The following is a 20432-nucleotide window of genomic DNA, read 5'->3' on the forward strand; positions in this document are numbered from 1 at the left end:
AACTAATTAAAATACTATGAAAACAAATTATTGTTTACGCTTTCAAAAACTATTATTCCTTTGTTTGTTCCTTCTTACGATGGGACAAATTGCCCAAGCAACTCATGCTGTTGGAGCCGACTTAACGTATACTTGTGTTGGCAACAATACTTACGAAATAACCTTAAGGTTTTATAGAGACTGCGGAGGCGTTGCAGCTCCAAGCAGTCCATCAGTTACTATAGCTGGCAATTCAGGATGTTCATCTGTTAGTTCATCTCTAACGCTTTCCTCTGTCAGTTCACAAGAAGTTTCACAAGTTTGCGCTGGCACACAAACCACCTGCGCAGGAGGTTCCGTCCAAGGGACTCAGGAGTTTATCTATCAAGGTCAAATTCAACTACCAACAGGTTGTGATAGCTATACAATTAGCTTTACAGAATGCAACCGAAACTCAAGTATTACCAATCTAAATGCTAATAATGCTTGTATTTATATAGAAACGGTCATCAATACCGCTTTGGCTCCTTGTAATAACTCTCCACAATTTAATAATTTACCTGTACTCTATAGCTGTCAAGGTCAAATTAGCCAGTTTAACCACGGTTTTTTTGATCAAGATGGCGATTCTTTAGTATTTTCTTTAATCAATCCCAAAACAACAAATGGAGCAAACATTTCATTTGTGAGTGGTCTAAGTGCTACTACTCCATTGCGCTTGCAATCGGGAACTACCTTTCAGTTTAATAGTACTAATGGGCAAATGACCTTTACTCCACAAGCCAATTTAGGTCAAGTAGCTGTTATTTCAGTAAGAATTGATGAGTATAGAAATGGGCTTAAAATTGGTTCTCTAATTCGAGATTTACAAATGATTATTTCTGCCAATTGCTCTAGTTTACCTCCTGTTTCTGGCGCTATTACTCCAAGTTCTGGAACCGTTACAGGCAACTTAATTGCATCTTGTGGAGGAGCACCTTTAGTCATTGACTTTAGCGTATCTGATCCAGATGCCAACGATATTCTTACAGCCACGAGCGACATTAGTTCTGTAATCAATGGAGCAACAACTTCTGTAACAGGCACCAACCCTATTACCATCCAACTAATTATACCAACCGCTTCCATCCCTTCAGGGAATTATCCATTTACCATTACAGTAAATGATGGTGCTTGTCCTACTCCTAATGTTCAAATTATTGGTTATAATCTGCAAATTACCAATCCCTCTCCTACGGTTACCATCAATGCTAGTGCTACGACAATTTGTTCTAGCGAATCGGTTACATTAACTGCCAATGGGGCAAGTACTTATTCTTGGAATAATAACATAAACAACGGCGTTCCCTTTTCTCCCACCAACAGTGGAACCTACACTGTCATCGGAACAGCCAGCAATGGATGTACAGATACCGCTGACATTAATATTACCGTTAATCCAAGCCCTACGGTTAGCATCAATGCGACAGCAACTACACTCTGCCAAGGAGATTCTGTCACGCTTTCTGGCACGGGTGCCATCAGTTACAGTTGGAACAATAATATTTCTGACGGCGTTGCCTTTTCGCCTAGTGCAACTGATAATTATAGCGTTACAGGTACTGCTAGTAATGGGTGCACCAATACGAGCCAATTAACAGTCGTTGTCAATCCATTACCAACAGTAGTTGCCAATGCCTCCTCTACCGTTATCTGTCAAGGAGAAGCATTAACCTTAACAGGCTCTGGTGCCGCTAACTATGTTTGGGACAATGGTGTTGTTGATGGGGTTTCTTTTACTCCTACTAGTAATGCCACTTATTCTGTAACAGGAACCGATAATAATGGTTGTGCTAATACAGATCAGGTAACTGTTAATTTTGTCAACACTGCTCCACCCGTTGCCACCAATAGCGCCAACTCCAATCAAATCTGTCAAGGAACCAATACCCTTCTTACAGGAACGGTGAATAGTGCCAATGGAGAAACAATTGCTTGGTATTACAACAATACACTAATACCTGGAGCTAATAGCAGTACCTATACAGCTCATCAAGCAGGCGACTATTATAACGTGGTTACCAATACTGATGGTTGTACTACGCAATCATCAACAGAAAGCATTACTTTCTTCCCTCAAGAGCAAGCTATTTTTGCTACTTCTGCCGCTAATTTCTGTGGGGGAACGGGTACCATTACCTTAACTGCCAATACTATTGCTGGTGGCAGTTATACTTGGCTTAATAACAACAGCCCTATTTCGGGACAAACGCAAGCTACTTTAGACATTACAACTGTTGGTAATTATCAATTGGTTATCACTAGTTCAAATGGATGCTTAGATACTTCAGCCGTATTTTCGCCAATCAACGCTGCTTATCCACAAATCAATCTTACAGCCCCTAGTAATAGTTATTGTGCTGGTTCTAACTTAACACTAAACGCTAACTTAGATCCAGGAGCGACCTATACTTGGATATTAGATGGTAATAATATTACTACTCCAACGCTAGAAGACAATACAATTAGCATTAACAATAGTGGTATTTATACTGTTGAAGTAACGAATGCTTTGGGCTGTACCGCAACGTCTAATGCCTTAACCATTACAGAAGCACCGCTGCCGACTGCAACAATCAACGCTGCATCTACTAGCTTCTGCGTCGGAGGTTCTACAGAAATTTCTGCCAACTACATTGCAGGAGCTACGTACGAATGGTTTTTAAATGGCAACTCTCTAGGCGCAGCTACAATTGGAGACACGACATGGACTGCTAGCAGCTCTGGTAATTATACCCTTGAAATCAACGATGGCTGCATCAATACATCAAATGCGATCAACCTAACTAGTGTTGCTGTACCTGCTGCGGCTGGTACGATATCAGGATATAGTAACTTGTGTTTTGGAGAAAGTGAAACGTATTCTATTAACAATGTAAATGGTGCCACTTATTACGTATGGACCATTAGCCCTGCTGGTGCTGCAACAATTAGTCAAGGTCAAGGTACCAATACCATTACTCTCAACAGTACCCATGTTGATTTTCAACTTACCGTAGTTCCTACGAACTATTGTGGTGCGGGTACAGCTTCTAATAAAAACATTGATTTAAGCAATGGCTTTGGTTGTCCTGATGTTGCTTTCGCTGCCGATGTAACCAATCCTTGTGAAGGCGATCCTGTTGTGTTCACCAATCACAGTAGTTCCAATTTAGGTTTTGGCTTGAGTCCATTTTGGGACTTTGGAGCAGGAGCATCTCCTGCAACAGCAACTGGTAATGGTCCTCATTCGGTTACTTATGCTACCCCTGGTCTAAAAACCGTTACCTTAGAATATAGAGATCAATTTGGGTTTGCCTTTGATAGCAAGACTAGCGTTGACTACATCAATGTAACCGCCTTCTCTTCTTGTGGCGTTGCTGTTTCTAACATTCAAAATAAAGCCAATATTTCTGTTTATCCTAATCCAACAACAGGAAATGTATCTTTAGATTTGGGGCACATTCCAACGGAAGCAACCATTCAAATTACAAGTGTTCATGGGCAAATATTGCACACTTTAAAGGTAACACAACAACAATACTTAGATTTATCTTTGGAGGGATACCCTTCTGGTTTGTATTTGGTTTCTATTAAGATGGATGCTTCTACAGCCATATTAAAGGTAATAAAAGAGTAATGTCTTGTCACAATAGTTAGCGACATAGCTACTATGTGCTTGTTAAAACACCAACTATTGTTAAACTCTTACGGCAGCTTGCTACACGATGGCAAGCTGTCTTTTTTTGTCTCTAATCCATGCTTATTTTCCATAGAATGATAGCTTCCCCGACTTTATTCCAAGACAATTTTGCAAGCTTTCTAAAATTGTTGTATGTTGTTTTTTGTTATAGCAATATCAAGTTTACCATTTCATAAAAAGGACACTGTTTAGCAAATCACGGGTCATTATAAACACACTAACAAATCGTGCATTCAAAAACACAACTCATACAATACTTCAGGCAGTTCCCTAACACCCAACTAGTTGGGCATTTTTTAAAATTGCTACGATTTGCCTTTGAACAGCTTCAGATCAAGGAAGATGCCTCTAATTTATTGTGTTCTATTCACAGTGACAATACTGCGCTTTATGTACAACTCAACAACTGCCCTATTCTTATTCACAAAGTAAGAGATAGAAAACACTACATAGAACTGCTTTGTCTAGCCAAAGATCAAGACTCTTTACCCAATAGCCAAAATTTTCAAGCTAGCAAACAGAAAATTGATAAAATGCGTACGGGAATGGCTCGTTTTCAGTTATCCAAACCTGTTTTGACCAATCAAGTAATTATTGCAATTTGGTTACAAGCACTTCAGCTTTTGGCGCAGCAACCTCGCAAAAAAACAACGCATCAAAAGTCTAATAATCTATGGATTTATCGAGCTGCTATGAATATGTTTGTTTACAATGAGCTACTTAAAGATGTAGACAATAAGGATAAGTACTTGACCATTCTTCCCAAGGCCATTCAACAGTTGCTAAAAGAAGATTTGGATATTATAAAGGTCCAACAAGCTAATGTTTTTTGGTTTCAGAAAGCTCAAGAAGTTTTAAAAGCATTCCAAGATATTGAATTATCGCCCAGTATTTACCAACAATTTTTAGAAGACTATCAACTATTTGAAGGACGTTACGACAGCTTTGTTCAATCTGTTCAAAATAAAAAGCCTTATGCTGATTTTGCTTTATTAATAGGAAAACTAATTGCTTATATAGATGAAAAAGCAGCGGCCAAACAAGAGTGGAATGATTATTCAGACAAACGCTGTGTTGCCTATACTGGTATTCGACAAAACTTGTGGATTCAACAATTAACACAATACAAACAGGCTGGCAATGACTTAGATGCGATTCGCACTACAAATATCAAAGACGCCTTACTCTACTTAATTCATCCAGAGGAGCATACGCCTATTCTGTCGACTAAAAATCAACGCCAAATTGCCAACCACTTATTAGATAGTACTTATCAAGCCGATTTATTTACCTTGCAACTGGTCAGCTATTTTAACAAGTTTGATTTATCGGCAACAAGCTTCAGTAATTATACCTATCTAATCAAACTATTGTTGTATGCTCCTAGCATACAAAATTTGTGGAAATACACCGATGAGGATATTTATTATGATGAAATCACGCACCAACAAGTTACAGAGCCAAGTAATGGTTATAAAATAGCGGCTAATACTAAATTTCCTCTCAATCAAATCCTCTATGGTCCACCAGGTACGGGAAAAACGTTTGAAAGTATTCGCAGAGCCATTGCGATTGTCGAAAATAAGTCGTGGACACTGGTGCAACAGATGGATGCCAACACCATTCAAAAACGCTTTGATGCTTACGTAAGTAATGGGCAAGTTGTTTTTACTACTTTTCATCAAGCGATGTCGTATGAGGACTTTGTCGAGGGTATCAAGCCTGTTGTTGTTGACAATCAAGTCCATTACAATCTACAAAATGGTATTCTTAAAAACCTTTGCCACCATGCGTTACAAGATCCAGACAAAACCTTTGTACTAATTATAGATGAGCTAAACCGAGGAAACGTTGCCAATATTTTTGGGGAATTGATTACCTTATTGGAAGAAGACAAACGCCTTCAAATGCTCAATGCCTTAAAAGTACAACTTCCCTACTCCAAAACGCTTTTTTCATTGCCCCCTAATTTATATTTGATTGCTACAATGAATACAACCGATCGAAGTATTGAGCAGTTGGATATGGCCTTGCGGCGCCGATTTTCTTTTATAGAAATGTTGCCTGATTCTATCTTATTGAGTGAAAATATTGAAGGCGTAAACCTTCGACTGATGCACCAAAAGATAAATGAACGCATTGGTATTTTGCTAGACGATCATCACTTAATTGGGCATTCTTATTTCATGAATATCAGTAGTCTCAATGAGTTGCAAGAAATTTTTAAAACACAAATTATTCCTCTTTTGTTAGAATACTTTTATGGTGATTTTGGTAAAATTGGCTTGGTACTCGGCAAAGATTTTTTGGATCTAAAAAAAATAGAATACAATCGTTTTGCTAATTTTGATTACGAGGGCTTAGACCGTGCTTGGGACAAACCAATGTACAGCATAAAAGACTTCCCATTACCCAAAGATGCTTATCAAAATATTTATCAATAATTTGTTGTACTTTCTTGGTCATGTCGTTATATATATTTAACTTGCAGTAGTTAAATAAATATACTCTTCAAAAAGGTGATTTAATTATTAAATTTAAAGGGTCATTTATTCAATAATACTATCACTATCTATCTATCAACAACCCGAGGATATTAAGATTTAACAATTCCCACCAAATCACCAAAGGAACATCAAGCCATTCCCGCTTGGTGTTTTTTTTGCTCTGTGGCAATCTATAATATCTATCACAAAAAATTTAAAACCATTAATGCATTTGTTAAAAGTAGTTTTTATTTTCCCCCTCCTATTTTCAATACTTACAGGATGCACCAATACACAGTCCTCTCCTCAACAAACAGATTTAAAAAATGTCCTTAGCGGCAAAGAATTATTCATAGAATGGGGTCAAAAAAACTTGATCTCTTTTGAGAACGAAGCAAAGTTGCTTTCTGATAGTTTGCTCGAAAAAATTGCAGCGGATATTGCCAACGCTAAAGTTGTTCTACTCAGCGAGGGATTTCACAATTGTGAAGAAATGTTACGCTTGCAACAACAACTCATCCCCTACTTAATAGAACACAAAGGGTTTAATACAGTCATTACAGAAAGTGGCTTGCCTGAATCCAAATATATGAACGATTATATCCATGGCAAAGACTCCATCTCTAATTTATGGGAACGAAGTGTCGGAAGCATGTACACCCAATGGAAAACAGGTCGAAAAACCATCGAATCACTTCGCACGTATAATCAACAACATGCCAACCAAGTGGATTACATCGGAGCAGATATTGGCGGTTTTTATAATAATTGGCGATTTCCATTTGAGCAAATCTTCTCTTATATAGATTCAGTAGATGCTCCTCTTTCCAAACAACTTAGGCGAGACATGGCTCCTTACTTCAAAGTGATGACTAAATGGGCAGCTTATCATTATATGATTAAATTAACGGACAAACAGAAAAATAACTTGATGGTTATTTTGGAAGATTTAATTGACTCATTCCAATCTAACAAAGCGACCTATATTAGCAGAAGCAGTCTCAAAGATTATCAATGGATTTTGCAGTGTATTCGCTCGATGCGAATGGCTGAAAATTATTATCGAAATTACCAAGATGCCACTGATACCGTCAATAGCCATTCAAAATATGCGGGGTTAAATGGTCGAGAAATTGCCATGGCTAAGAATATTCAATGGGCATTATCATATAAAAAAGAGGCTAAAATTATTGTTGTCAATCACGTTGTTCATACTAAAACAGCCTCTCAGTACCAAGGCGAAATGTATGGCAATTTTACACCAATGGGACAACTGCTGCAACAGCAACTCAAGGATAGTTTGTATGTCATAGGTATGGTTTATGGGAAAGGACTTTTCTGGAACAAATGGCAAGTCCCCGACAAACGTTTTGTGGATACTATCCCCGCACCACCTATAGAAAGTATGGAGCACGTGATGAAAGCAATTGCAACAAAGAACTATTACCTCAATTTCAAAGAGGTGCCATCTTCTACCTATAGTTGGTTCAATGCCAATACAATAATAAAAGAAAATGATTATGAGATAACAATCAGACCCTCTGAGTGGGATGCCTGCTTTTATCTACACGAGGTTCATCCAGCCAAGCCTGTGGAATAAGTAATCGTTCAAAAAATAATAATTGCATCATGTCCACATTCACAATAAACATTCGACAAGAGACCCCACTAGATCATGCAGCTGTATTTGAACTAATAGAACAAGCATTTGCCAATATTGAATACAGCGATCACAAAGAACAATTTTTGGTAGAACGATTAAGAAAGTCAGAAGCTTTCGTTCCAGAACTTTCTTTGGTTGCTGAAGTAGATGGGGCGATTGTAGGGTATATTTTAGTTTCCAAATTGAGCATCAAAAACCAGACGTCTAGTGTGGAATCATTAGCGTTAGCTCCCGTAGCTGTTTTGCCCGAGTTCCAACAAAAAGGCATTGGGGGGCAACTCATTAGAAAAGCACATATTATTGCTCAAGAATTAGGGTTTAAATCAATTATTTTACTAGGTCATGCGGAGTACTATCCTAAATTTGGCTATCAAGCATTACACACCTTTTCTATAACATATCCTTTTGATGTTCCCAAAGAAAATGTGATGGCAATTGAGCTAGAAAAAGGAAGTCTTTCGAATGTATTTGGTATGGTTGAGTATCCCAAAGAGTTTTTGGAGTAGCATACTCCTTACTTAGTTTAACTTTATTTCAAAGCAAACTCCAAAGGCACCTTTAAGGTCACAACAAAATTTCTACCTTGTTCTGGAATTTCTAGAATGCGATAGCGACTAAGGTGGTTCAAATAAGCTGTGTTCAACAAGTTTTGAGCTTGCACACCAATTTGTATCACCTGCTTCCGAATGCGAATTTTAAACCCTAGCCCTGCATCTAACAGATGATAAGCTGGTGTTTCAGGCTCGTTTCGATCCGTCCGATTTTGAGCAAAAGAATAACGATGCGTAATTTGAGCATAAATATTTTCTAAAAATCCCAGTTTTTTCCACTCGTATCGCACTTCTGACAAAATGCTAGCTGGCGGCGTAAAAGGCAATCCTAATTGAGTTTGTAAATTAACATTCCAAACATATTCATACCCTTGCCTAAGGGTTAACTCAGGTACAGGTTGCCAAGACCAATCTAATTCACCTCCGGTATAAATCGCATCTGTTTGCACGTATTGATACAATTGCCCTGCTTCTGGCAGTGTTGAAAACTTTCCTGTTGGACTCAAATAAATATACTGCTGAAAATAATTTCCAAATCCCGTTATAGTTGCTTGGACTGTCTTCCACTTTATATGACTAGATAATTCTAATTGGTAACCATGTTCTGGCTTTAAGTCAGGCGTTCCCATTTCATGTCGAAACGTACCGTGATGAATCCCATTCGCTGCGGTTTCAGAAGGGTAAGGCACTCGATAACTTTTCCCCAAATTTACTTGAAAATTCCAAACATCTTTCCGTAAGACATAATTCATTCCCAAAGCTGCCGCATAGTTAAAAAAATGTTGCTGATTCATCGCTACCTTGGGTAGGTATTGTATGGTTTGGCGTTCACCGTAGACTGCTTGTGCATACTTGTCATTATAATTATAAGCATAATCTAGTCGAAGTCCCGCACTAAGTACCCATCGTTTATTCGGTTTGAATGTACCAAACCAATATCCCCCAGTACGGACGGTCTGAAAGTTGGGCAATAAAAACTCAAAACCTGCCCGTTGATTGATTTGATATTGAAAGCTTCCTCCATACACATGTTTCCATTTCTCATTGACATTTTGAGTAAAGATCAAATCACCACTAACCGTTTGCAGGTTCAACTGCAAGGCGACATCAGAATTATCTGTTGGGGGCAATTGATGATAATGCGGGAAGGAGTATTCTTGTCGTAAATTATTCTGATAACCGATATTCAATTGCAAACGATGTTGTTTGATAGTCAAATCATTGTTCCAAACCAAACTAAAATGATTCACTTGTTGACTTGGCACATCAATATCTCGGTCGTTGCCATCTATATCCAAAGCATAGGATCTAGGAATTCCTACGGCTCCTGAAAAAATACCTGCATTCAAATAATAATGACTAAAAGTCAACCTGCTTACGCCCCAATTTTTTATCAGCCCCAAACTAGCTCTTATATTTCGCTCTTTGCCAGCTGTATTTTTGAGCTGTTGATTATATATTGGTAAAACAAACTCATTGTATACAAAAACTTCCGCAGGAACTCTATAATCTCCAAAGTCCTGATAACTAAAACGAGCATCAAAGAAAAAATCAGATATTCGCCCTGCTACACTAGCAGACATTCCAGCATGCTGGTTATTGGTTTTATAAATTCCCAATAAACTGGCTTTAATTCTATTTTTGGGAATAATCTTATTGGGCAAAATATTCACAGCGCCCCCTAATGCATCTGAACCATAGCGCAAAGAAGCTGCCCCCTTAATAATCTCAATTCGATCTACTCCAAATTGATCAATTTCTAGCCCATGGTCAGCGCCCCATTGTTGTCCTTCTTGTTTGATACCATTATTGTTGACAACAATTCGATTAAATGACAATCCACGAATAACAGGTTTGGCGATTCCCACTCCAACATTGATAGCATTTACTCCAGTTACTTTTTCTAATGATTTCGCAAAAGTTCCCTGTGCATTCTCTTCAAAAAACTGCCCATCAAGACTAGTCTTTTGGTCTATACTCAACGCAGCTTCTTCGTTGACCACAATAGCAACATCTTTGTAATTAGTTGCTGCAAACTCAATATTTACCAACACAGAAGCCCCTTTTTCTACTAGTATTTTTTCTTGAATGCTTTCAAACCCCACATAGCTATATTGTAATGTATATGCACCTTCTTTTACCTCAAATTCATAATAGCCTTGGGCATCTGTTAATGTTGTTAATGACAACTCCATCAACTCAACAAAAACATTAGCAAGTATTTGATTGTCCTCTGTTGTAACCTGTCCATGTATGCGACTATTTTGAGCAGCAACCAAACCAAAGCAAAAAAATAGGAGGAATATGGTAGTTATTAATTTCATAATACAAAGATAATCCATTTGCAACAGTGTTGCAAAAATAATGCAACAAAGTTGCGTTTAAAAATAAATCTTTGATACCATTAAATTACTTGTTATCTTGGTCGCATAAAGACACCATTTGTGATGAAAACCAGTAACTACATACAAGTATTTGAACACCAAGTATTGCGAGTTGATCAACAACAATTGACCGTACAGCAGTTTGATGCATTGGCTTATTTTAATGAGCAACACGATCAAAAATACTTTAGTCTGCTACACAAAGGTGTTCGCTTTCGCCAATATGTTGGAGTGTTGCAAGTTGGAGAATTAACCATTGAAATTTTACCCAAAACAGATCAACATAGCCACAGTCCCCAAAATTGGCAGAAGGTGCTATTAGATTTGCTGCATGCTTGCGAATTTCTCAAAGTTGATGCTTTGACCAAAGCCCCTTTGCAGCTAAAAACAAGTCCATTGCTTTGGCTTTATATTGAGCTTTTTGTTCAGGAAATAGAACAATTATTATCACAAGGTTTGCAAAAAAATTATCGCAAACAGAGCCAAAATGCCCACCACTGGAAAGGACAAGTTAACTTTGCCAAACAATTGCAAAAAAACCTCACACAACCACATCAAATTTACATCAGTCATCAAACTTATGATTACCAACATCCCATCCATCAAGTACTGTATAAAGCGTTAAACATTATCGCACAATTCTGGATTGACCATAACTTAAAAAAGAAAATCCAGTATCTTATCAAGGCGTTTCCCAAGCAACAAGAAATTGTTGTCACAGAAACTCTATACAACCAATTATACGCTGCTCCCAAATTCAGAAAATACCACGCTGCTTTGGATTTAGCTCGAATGATCACCTTACAATACAGTCCTGATATAAGATTGGGTAATTGCCCTGTTTTGGCGATTTTATTTGATATGAATCAACTATTCGAACAATACATCCAACAACAACTAAAGAAAACACTAGACAACAGTTGGCAAGTCAAGGCGCAGGCTTCCAAGCGTTTTTGGGCAAATCGAAACCTTCGCCCAGATATTTGGTTGAGTCACGAGGGCAATAATTATATTTTGGATACCAAATGGAAGATTTTAAAACGCCCCTCTCCTTCTGACGAAGATTTGCGACAAATGTATGCCTATAATCACAATTTCAAAGCTAGCAAAAGCTTATTGATTTACCCCAATGTTTTTGATTTGTCTCAACGCAGTGCCGCTTATGCGCAACCCATTTTAGTACAAGGCAAAGCCGTTGAGCATTATTGTAAGGTTATTTTTGTTAATGTTTTGAATAAAAAAGGTACCTTAAACACCAATATTGCTCAAGATATTATCCAACATTTAGACCTCGACTAGGAAACTCTTTAAATAGATAAATTATTTTTAAGACTGCTTATGACCACTGTTTTGCCTTCTGAAACAACCACACACACACCAATAAGTATTTGGACCATTCGCATTATTACACTGGCATTTTTTGCTCAAATGCTCCTGTCAACAAATCTATGGTTTCCCTATGATCGTTCTTATCCAACAATTCCGCTACTCCCTTTTCTTAGTTTTAGTTTTGGTGCAACACTGACGCCCCTGCTCAGTGGTTTATTTTTGGGGTGTTTTAGTTGGGCTAGTTGTTCTCCAAAATGGAGAGAACAGGCACTTTGGATAGGTATCATTAGTCTATTCTTGTTAATTCTGGAGGATATCAATCGCTTTCAAGCTTGGGTCTATATTTATACTACTTTGTTGAGTATTGTTGGTTGGAATTGGCGGAAAAAACAACCTCAACAATTGCGTCTTAGCTTACAATTTACGATGGCAATGGTTTATTTTTGGACAGGTGCTCAAAAATTAAACATTCAATTTATCACAGATGTCTATCCTTGGCTTGTCAAAGTCTTTGAAGCTACAAAATGGCTAGCAGAGTACCCTAACTTAGGCTATGGAGTTGGCTTGTTTGAAATTTTACTTGGAATAACTTTATTAATTCCCAAAACTCAAAAAATCGGAGTGTTACTTGGAACAGGATTACATCTAGGAATCTTGATTTTGCTTATAAGTGACGAATGGAACAGCGTTGTTTATCCTTGGAATGTTGCCATGATTGCATTGCTTTTTACCTTGTTTTGGAAAAAAGAAAACGACGACCTTCCCTCCTCAGAATCACTCCCTATGCGTCCCAACTTAGGAATTATTATTTTATTTGGAGTACTTCCATTTTTTGATTTCTTTCAACTCATCCCCCACTGCCTAGCACTAGGCATGTACTCTGGCACCTCAATGGAATGTGATTTAATTCTTGATGATAATGGTCGGGCAAATTGCGTTCCTCCCAAATTACACGAGAAATTGCTGTACCAATCAGACACTCAATCTATCCTATCTTTAGACGACTGGGGTGTCGAGGATTTGAACATCCCACCTTTTGCTTCTGAGCGAGTTTATAGAGCTGTAGCCAAAGAATTTTGCCAATGCTCTCACTCCTACCAAGGCTATGCAGAATTTTACTATCCTGAACGCTGGAAAGATGAAGATCGACAATTAGTTGTCTCTTGCCAAGAGCTACTTCAAGAAGATTGATGATTCTAAAAAAAGAAAAGGCATTCTGCATCAACCAGAACGCCCATTTCTTAACCATAACAAACTTCTATCTTTGATAAGTAGCTATCAATAGTTAGCTTCGCTGCTACTACGTGGTCGTTAAAAAACTTTATTAACTTAATAATCAACAAGTTATAGATTCATTGTGTTTTTCGTTAAAATTTTGATTATCAACTGCGCAGCACTCACGAAGTAGCAGCGCAGCTAACTAAAAGCGCAGCGCTCACGAAGTAAACTAATATAAATGTGCTTTTTTATCTTTTTTTGGTAAAAAAGTAAACAACTAAGCGATAGCGATCTCACGACCGCAGGGAGCTACCACGAAGTAGCACCGTAGGTAATCAACGAACTACTAAACTATAACACTTATTGTTTTTTTATAAAACGGCGGGTTACTGCTTGCCTTCCCTGTTGCACACGCAAAATGTAAACACCATTAGGATACTCCTTAACGTTTAACAAGATGCTGTTTGCCCCTTTTTCGACTGGTAAATCTGTAGCATTAGACATTTGTTGCCCAATAACATCGTATACTTCAATACGGATTGCGCCTTCTTCTGTTGTTACATAATCGACTGTTAAATTGCTAGATACAGGATTTGGAGCTAAGGTAACAACAGGCTGTGGTTTTGTTTCAAAATTAATAGCCACCACTTTAGAATACGTCTGTGTTCCATCCACATCGACTTGTCCAAGTCGGTAATAATTTACTCCAAGATGAGGTTTTGTATCTAAATACTTATACTGATTTCTATTCGAACGCCCATTACCCTGTGCTTGCTGGGTGTTAATAGATTCAAATACAACCCCGTCCGACGATTTTTCTAGGGTATAATAATCCACACCAACTTCATTTTGAGTTTTCCAGTCTAACTGAACATGTTTATCCAAACGATTGGCTTCAAAACTCAGCAAATCTACAGGCAACAAAGTAGATGGCGGCGGTCCCAAATCTCCAATTCCAAATCCAGAAAATCCTGTATTGAAGGTTGCCGTTAAGGTTACATCCGTTCCAAAACTTCCTATTGTTGCTGGCTCTTGCTCAATTGTATAAGCTGTATAATTTCCACTATTTACTGCTGAGATAGGCGTATTGGAGACCTTAACAATTTTTAAAACACTACGATTTTTACCTGTTGCCGTTTCCCAAGCAGAAATTTCAGCTTCTGTATAGTATAACGTAATCGTGTAAGCACCTGTTGGAGTGTTGTTTGTTGGAGCCACAAAAAAAGTTTTAGCCGCTAAGGCATTCGCTGGATTAGCATTCCAAAATGGAGCCGTTGTTCCTCCTGCTGCGGTTGCATCTCGATCGACCTCTACACGAGTACATTGATAGTTCCAATTGGATAAGTTTTCAATTGTTCCCATTATATCGCCACTTGTTCGATCGTAATAATGAACGATTTCCATGCCTCTGACTGGAATATTTTGAGGAGAAGCCGTATTATCAGTAACTTGAATGTTCGCTGGTGCATCTGCTGTAACCACTATATTGTCCACAGCTAAGCCATAAAACCATCCTCCATCATCATCATATCTAAAGCGAATTTGAATGTTTGCTTGACCAATATATGGTGTCAAATCGACTGTTGTTCCATTCACCCATGGAGTTGATCCTACTCCACCGTTTACAGTACTTGTATTGGTTAATGTCGCAATGGTCGTATATCCTCCACCTGTCGAAATTTGCACTTCTGCTGTTTCCCGTTGCAAATCAGCAAAAGCGTGGTCAAACGTTAAAGTTGCCGAAGTATAAGCACCTGCCAAACTAAATACAGGCGACCTTAAACGATCGTTTGCCTTATCACAATTACAATTGTCATCGTTAGAATAGGCAAATTGTGTATTATTGGTGTTGGCAATCGTCCAATAAGGACTACTGGCATTAGCGGCATTGGCTACTAAAAAACGATCTGATCCATTGTTACCTTGTGCAGTAAATGGCGCCAAACCAGTTTCAAAATCTTGATTTAACAACGTTACGGTTCCCCCTCCTGTTGGGGGAATATCATCGTCATTAATCGTTAAATCATGATCTGCTAAATCTCCACTAGCAGCAACAGCATCTCCTGTTGTTGCTACATTAAAAGCAAGCAACAAAGTTTCTACACTTTCTACGACTCCATCATCATAAATGCGAACTCGAACCTGTTGAGTTGGAGTAGCTCCTGCTGGAAATGTCATTGTTGCAGGGCTAATATCATAATCAATGCCATTAGCAGCTGTTCCAGAGGTTGTAAATGTCACTGTTGCAGCCGCAGAAGGAGCCATTGTAATATTGACATCTAACAATACATCTTGAAAATTACACCCTGTTCCTTCATTAACAATTGTACCACCTCCACTAACAAAACCTATTGTTGGGACAGGAACACCACATTTTGTTGAATTGGGCAAACTTACTCGCCTAGGAGAAGCCGCCATCACAGCACGAACTCGCGCTTTTTGGTCTGCTGTAAAAACATCCATGCAAGCATCGTTGGTATAATCCATATAATTTTCTACCATATCTCGAGTCCCACAAGAGTTGTGATTCGGACATCCTCCATTAGAAGCATCGGATTCAGGAGTATCGGCACAAAAATCGTCTACACCGCAACCGCCATCTCCCCAAATATGCCTTAATCCAACCCAATGCCCAACTTCATGTGTTAATGTTCTTCCCAAGTTATAAGGAGCAGAAGGACCTGGATTGGCAACAGAACCAATTGTTCCAGCTCCAACAACAACCCCGTCTGTATTGGCAGCACCGCCATTAGCGTTTAAGCCTGCCAAACCAGAGTTACTTGGGAATTGTGCCCAACCCAACAAGCCCCCAGATAAGTTGGCACTCCATATATTCATATAATCATTAGGATCCCACTGCGTAGCGGGCTTAATTGTTCCATCTACAAAATTACTTGTAAAAGGACCATCTCCATAGGTTGTTATTCTATTGATGCCAGGTTCTGCCATAAGATTATCAGAAGGATCTAAAGTTGCTAGACAAAATTGCACTTCTACATCGGCAGCAGCAGGATCTGTACTTCCTGACAAATTTCTAAAATCAAGATTTAATTGATCTAATTGTGCTTGTATCAATGCAGCTGAAACATTGTCAATTCCTGCACCGTCTGTAATCACATGAAAAACGACAGGAATAGTTAAAACAGGGGCTCGATACCCTGCACTGACATTCGCTTTATAGGCATCTACCAAAGGTGCAAGCCAACGTTCAAACTCTTCTAAAGTTCCTTCTTCAGGATGGTGTTGCCTGTGGTAAGCATCTATCTCCATAGTAGCACATCGAGTATCGTGGATATGGAGCGGTGTTTTTTGTGCACTAATTGTTGCACTAAACATAAAAATAATCAGTAAACTCAAGTAGATTTGTTGCATAACCTTTTTTTTAACAGTTAGATATTTTTTTCAACGTTTACAATAGTTTTAACTAAACATTGCGTTCTCTAGCTGGGGGATAATTATATTTGGCTATGAGGCGAATTACAATAATAATAATTTTAATCCATTATAAAACATAGAATTATTCTTTTCTGAAGAAGAAAATTTCCATAAATAAGGTTTCTAGTTTTATAGCCTTTTCGCAACTTGCGGAAGTTTCCTATCCATATTTTTTATTTTTTTTCGGCTTTGTGGAACTTCCTTTGTTAAGGAATAGTTGTGTAATCAAGATTTTTAAGAGAAAAACATACGAAAACACAATATATACTCCATAGATCTAGTAGTTCTAAACAATATTTCTTGTCCCTATTAAATCTTCTTGGTGATATTACAGGAAACCTTACTATTTTCATCGCATTTTATTTCATACATACATTGGATTGTGTATTTTGTGGCCTCGTAAAAAACAGTTGTTCGACTCTATTTTACTTGACAATTCTAAAATAAGCTTAAACCGTCAATAAGTCCGAACACTAAAAAACTAGATTATGAACTTTATAGAAGAACTTACTTGGAGAGGACTGTTAAAAAACAAGTCTGAAGGATTAGAAGAAGCATTGCAAAAAGGTCCTATAAAAGCCTATATAGGGTACGACCCTACAGCCCCATCGCTTACTATTGGAAACTTAGTAACTATGATGTTGTTGAAACACTTGCAGCTGCACGGTCATCAGCCCATTGTTTTGATGGGAGGTGCTACCGGAAAAATTGGTGACCCATCGGGAAAAGATGCCGAGCGTCAATTACTTAGTTATGATGTTATCAATTCAAACATAGCGCGTTTTAAAAAGCAATTTCGCAACCACTTGGATTTTGAAGGAGACAATGCAGCCATTGTGCTCAACAATGCCGATTTTTATGACGGCATGGATGTCTTTACTTTTTTAAGAGATATTGGAAAAAACATTACGGTCAATTATATGATGGCCAAAGATTCGGTCAAAAATCGTATTAATGATAGAGAACAAGGTCTCTCTTTCACGGAATTTTCGTACCAACTAATTCAAGGGTACGATTTCCAATACCTATACAAAAACTATGGTTGTGTCTTAGAAATGGGGGGTTCTGACCAATGGGGGAATATTACAACAGGTACGCACTTTGTTGGTAAAGCAGGTGGGAAAGCCTATGGTTTAACCTGCCCTCTATTAACCAATTCAGATGGTTCGAAGATTGGAAAATCGGCAGGAGGCACACTTTGGTTGGCAGCTGACATGACAAGTCCTTATAAGTTCTACCAATACTGGATTGACAAAATTAGTGACGAAGATATTGCCAAAGTATTTAAAATTTTCTCTTTAAAATCTAGAGCAGAGATTGAGGCTTTATTGGAAGAACACTTGGAAAGCAATCCTAGATTTTTGTTGCAAACACTTGCTGAGGAATTAACCATTCGTGTACATTCCAAAGAAGCTTGTGATGCTGTAAAAAGAGCAACAGAAATTACGTTTAATAGTAAAATTAAGCCTGATTTTTTGAAAAGCCTTTCTCCTGATGATTTTGATATTTTGAGAGAAGAACTTCCAACATTCTACATTGACTTATTTTTGCTAAACAATGGCATTCAGATTGATGACTTGTTGGTCAATAGTAATGAAACATTGCCATCTAAAGGAAAAATTCGTAGTGCCATCAAAGGCAATGCCCTAGCTATTAATGCTGTAAAAGCTAAAAGTCATTCAGATATGATTACGGCTAGTGATTTGATCCATGGAACTGTTTTGTTTGTTCAAAATGGTAAGAAAAATAAATTCTTAGGAATTCCTTATGCGACAAGTGAACAGGATGAAATCGTATTAAAGACATACTACGAACATCATTTAACAGTAGAACAAGCAGCAGAAGATACTGAAGTTCCTAGCGTTGTTTTGGATGCTAACTTAAAAGAGGTGGTTGCCAATTTGATTGAAAAGGGGTACCTAGAACACAATGGCAACGATACAGTTCTAACAGTAAAAGGACTATTGTTTTCTAAAACAAAATTTGGGACTTAAATAAAAGATAAGGTAGAAATACTTTATTTATACAATAAGTAGCAGTGTTACTATTACGCAAGCACTGTTTTCAAAGAATAGAGGGAATGTACACTGGCACATTCCCTTTTTCTATTAACAAACTACTGCACTATTAATGCTGTATCAGTACTTTCTTTGTTGCTATTCTATCCTGCATTTGAACAACCATCATATACACTCCTGAGGTTAAATCTTGTGTATTCAATTGATAATATTGCTGCCCGCTTGAAAGGTTTTGCTCTTCCAATTGCACTATTATTCTTCCATTGACATCTACCAATTGTATCGTTACATCGCCTAAGTTTTCTAAATCAAATAGGACATCCAAACGATGGTTGGCTGGATTAGGAAAACATTGTAGCTTATTGGTAGTCGAAGGTTCTGCATCTATTTCGGTGGACAATTCTACCGTAGGCATTCCACTATGACCATGCATTGGCGACACATAAATAGCACTAGAACTTGTACAAGAAGCAAAGGAACAACCTTGCATTTGAGTCTTAAAAATACCTCCTAATTCTATCTTAAATCCTGGTTCCAAATGAATGGATTGACCAGCTTGGTAGCTTACATTCGCATTGCTAGATACTATGTTCTTAGCATTAATAACTTGATTCGCAGCAACCGTAGATAGATTGGTTATAGTAGCCCATATAGATATATTTTCTTTGCACCCCACATAATCTACTTCCTCAAAAATCCAGCTATTGGGTTCATTCTCGCAAGGGCAAGGCTGATTTCTATGGGCATAAATTGCCGCTCTATCATTTTGCAACACGGTTAGCATTCGCTGTGCTTGATCCTCCGAGAAGACATTTCGACAATCATCGTTAGTATACGACATGACATTAAATATATTGGGAACAAATAAATCTCCATTTAAGTCATAAAAAGGATTTCCTGAATAGGTACAATTATTACCTTGCCCATCGCTAGACACACGCCCTCCTAAACCATGATCTGCGGGAGTATCACACATCCCATCTCCTCTTGTTGTACACCCTGTACCATCTACATATTCCACTGCATTTGCATCGTGGTTATTAGGAATTCCATCTGCCAACAGATAAGTTCGTTCGTGTGTATGCAGCAAACCCAAATAATGCCCAATTTCATGCGCTAATGTATTCCCAGTAGACATTGCGTTATGCATGATAATACAATCCCCTGTCATCCAAGGAAAATAAGCCCAAGACGCAATAAAACCATCTGTCGTTGGATTGGTAATCGGTGCATAAAAAACATCAATGGCATAAGAAACTCTACTAGGAAAAAAGAAGTCATTTAATACAATTGAATCCACCTCATTCGTATACAATGTTGTATTGTCAATATAATGGATATCTGGACAAATTTTGAATGTCAAATCCATTGCTTGTTGATAATGCGTATTTGCATTTTCTACGCCAGCCAATATTTCTTCTGCTGAGATTCCTCCCGAACCATCAGAACGCCGTACAATATGTATTTTTAATAAAATTTCTATGGCTTGATTGGAGGAGCGTGTATAAAGTTGTTTTTGCTGAACTTGTTGCAGCCATCCTCTTGGTGGAGTGATATATTTTGTTCCACAACTTTGCCCATAATGTTCTCCAATGATAAAGAAACAAAATAGTAAGCTACTTAATAATATTTTCATAACATTTAGATT

General features: G+C 37.9%; 10 protein-coding genes. 7 read left to right on the forward strand and 3 right to left on the reverse strand.

Translation table 11 applies throughout. The features are described from left to right. The first annotated feature begins 16 nt into the window (after positions 1-16). The 4 genes from QP953_RS21070 to QP953_RS21085 all read left to right on the forward strand — a co-directional run bounded on the left by QP953_RS21070 (position 17) and on the right by QP953_RS21085 (position 8355). Positions 17-3637, forward strand: coding sequence for a T9SS type A sorting domain-containing protein (locus QP953_RS21070; RefSeq protein ID WP_309552874.1), 3621 nt, complete (start codon positions 17-19; stop codon positions 3635-3637). 290 nt (positions 3638-3927) lie between these two features. After that, on the forward strand, positions 3928-6144 hold the full coding sequence (locus tag QP953_RS21075) for an AAA family ATPase (RefSeq protein ID WP_309552875.1): 2217 nt from the start codon (positions 3928-3930) through the stop codon (positions 6142-6144). 268 nt (positions 6145-6412) lie between these two features. Continuing rightward, a complete protein-coding gene (locus QP953_RS21080) occupies positions 6413-7786 on the forward strand; it encodes an erythromycin esterase family protein (RefSeq protein WP_309552876.1) in 1374 nt (457 codons plus the stop codon). A gap of 29 nt (positions 7787-7815) precedes the next feature. Continuing rightward, complete coding sequence (locus QP953_RS21085; protein WP_309552877.1) at positions 7816-8355, forward strand: N-acetyltransferase; 540 nt, start codon at positions 7816-7818, stop codon at positions 8353-8355. A gap of 23 nt (positions 8356-8378) precedes the next feature. Here the strand turns inward: QP953_RS21085 and QP953_RS21090 are convergent, their stop codons facing one another. After that, the gene (locus QP953_RS21090; protein WP_309552878.1) at positions 8379-10724 is read right to left on the reverse strand and encodes a TonB-dependent receptor domain-containing protein; all 2346 of its coding nucleotides are present in this window, start codon (positions 10722-10724) and stop codon (positions 8379-8381) included. Positions 10725-10847: 123 nt separating this feature from the next. Between QP953_RS21090 and QP953_RS21095 the strand changes: the two genes are divergently transcribed. Continuing rightward, positions 10848-12083, forward strand: a complete 1236-nt coding sequence (locus QP953_RS21095) for a 5-methylcytosine restriction system specificity protein McrC (protein WP_309552879.1) — start codon at positions 10848-10850, stop codon at positions 12081-12083. Between the two features lie 39 nt (positions 12084-12122). Beyond that, positions 12123-13304: a hypothetical protein gene (locus QP953_RS21100; RefSeq protein WP_309552880.1), complete on the forward strand. Its 1182-nt coding sequence runs from the start codon at positions 12123-12125 to the stop codon at positions 13302-13304. Between the two features lie 387 nt (positions 13305-13691). Here QP953_RS21100 and QP953_RS21105 read toward each other — a convergent pair whose 3' ends face one another. Continuing rightward, positions 13692-16703: a M43 family zinc metalloprotease gene (locus tag QP953_RS21105; RefSeq protein WP_309552881.1), complete on the reverse strand. Its 3012-nt coding sequence runs from the start codon at positions 16701-16703 to the stop codon at positions 13692-13694. A gap of 551 nt (positions 16704-17254) precedes the next feature. On the opposite strand from QP953_RS21105, the gene tyrS reads away from it, so the two are divergent. Then, complete coding sequence (tyrS, locus tag QP953_RS21110; RefSeq protein WP_309552882.1) at positions 17255-18760, forward strand: tyrosine--tRNA ligase; 1506 nt, start codon at positions 17255-17257, stop codon at positions 18758-18760. A 133-nt stretch (positions 18761-18893) separates the two neighbouring features. Here tyrS and QP953_RS21115 read toward each other — a convergent pair whose 3' ends face one another. Then, positions 18894-20420, reverse strand: a complete 1527-nt coding sequence (locus QP953_RS21115; protein WP_309552883.1) for a zinc-dependent metalloprotease — start codon at positions 20418-20420, stop codon at positions 18894-18896. Between the last annotated feature and the right edge of the window lie 12 nt (positions 20421-20432).

Source organism: Aureispira sp. CCB-E, assembly GCF_031326345.1.
In the GTDB taxonomy this organism is placed as follows: Bacteria; Bacteroidota; Bacteroidia; order Chitinophagales; family Saprospiraceae; genus Aureispira.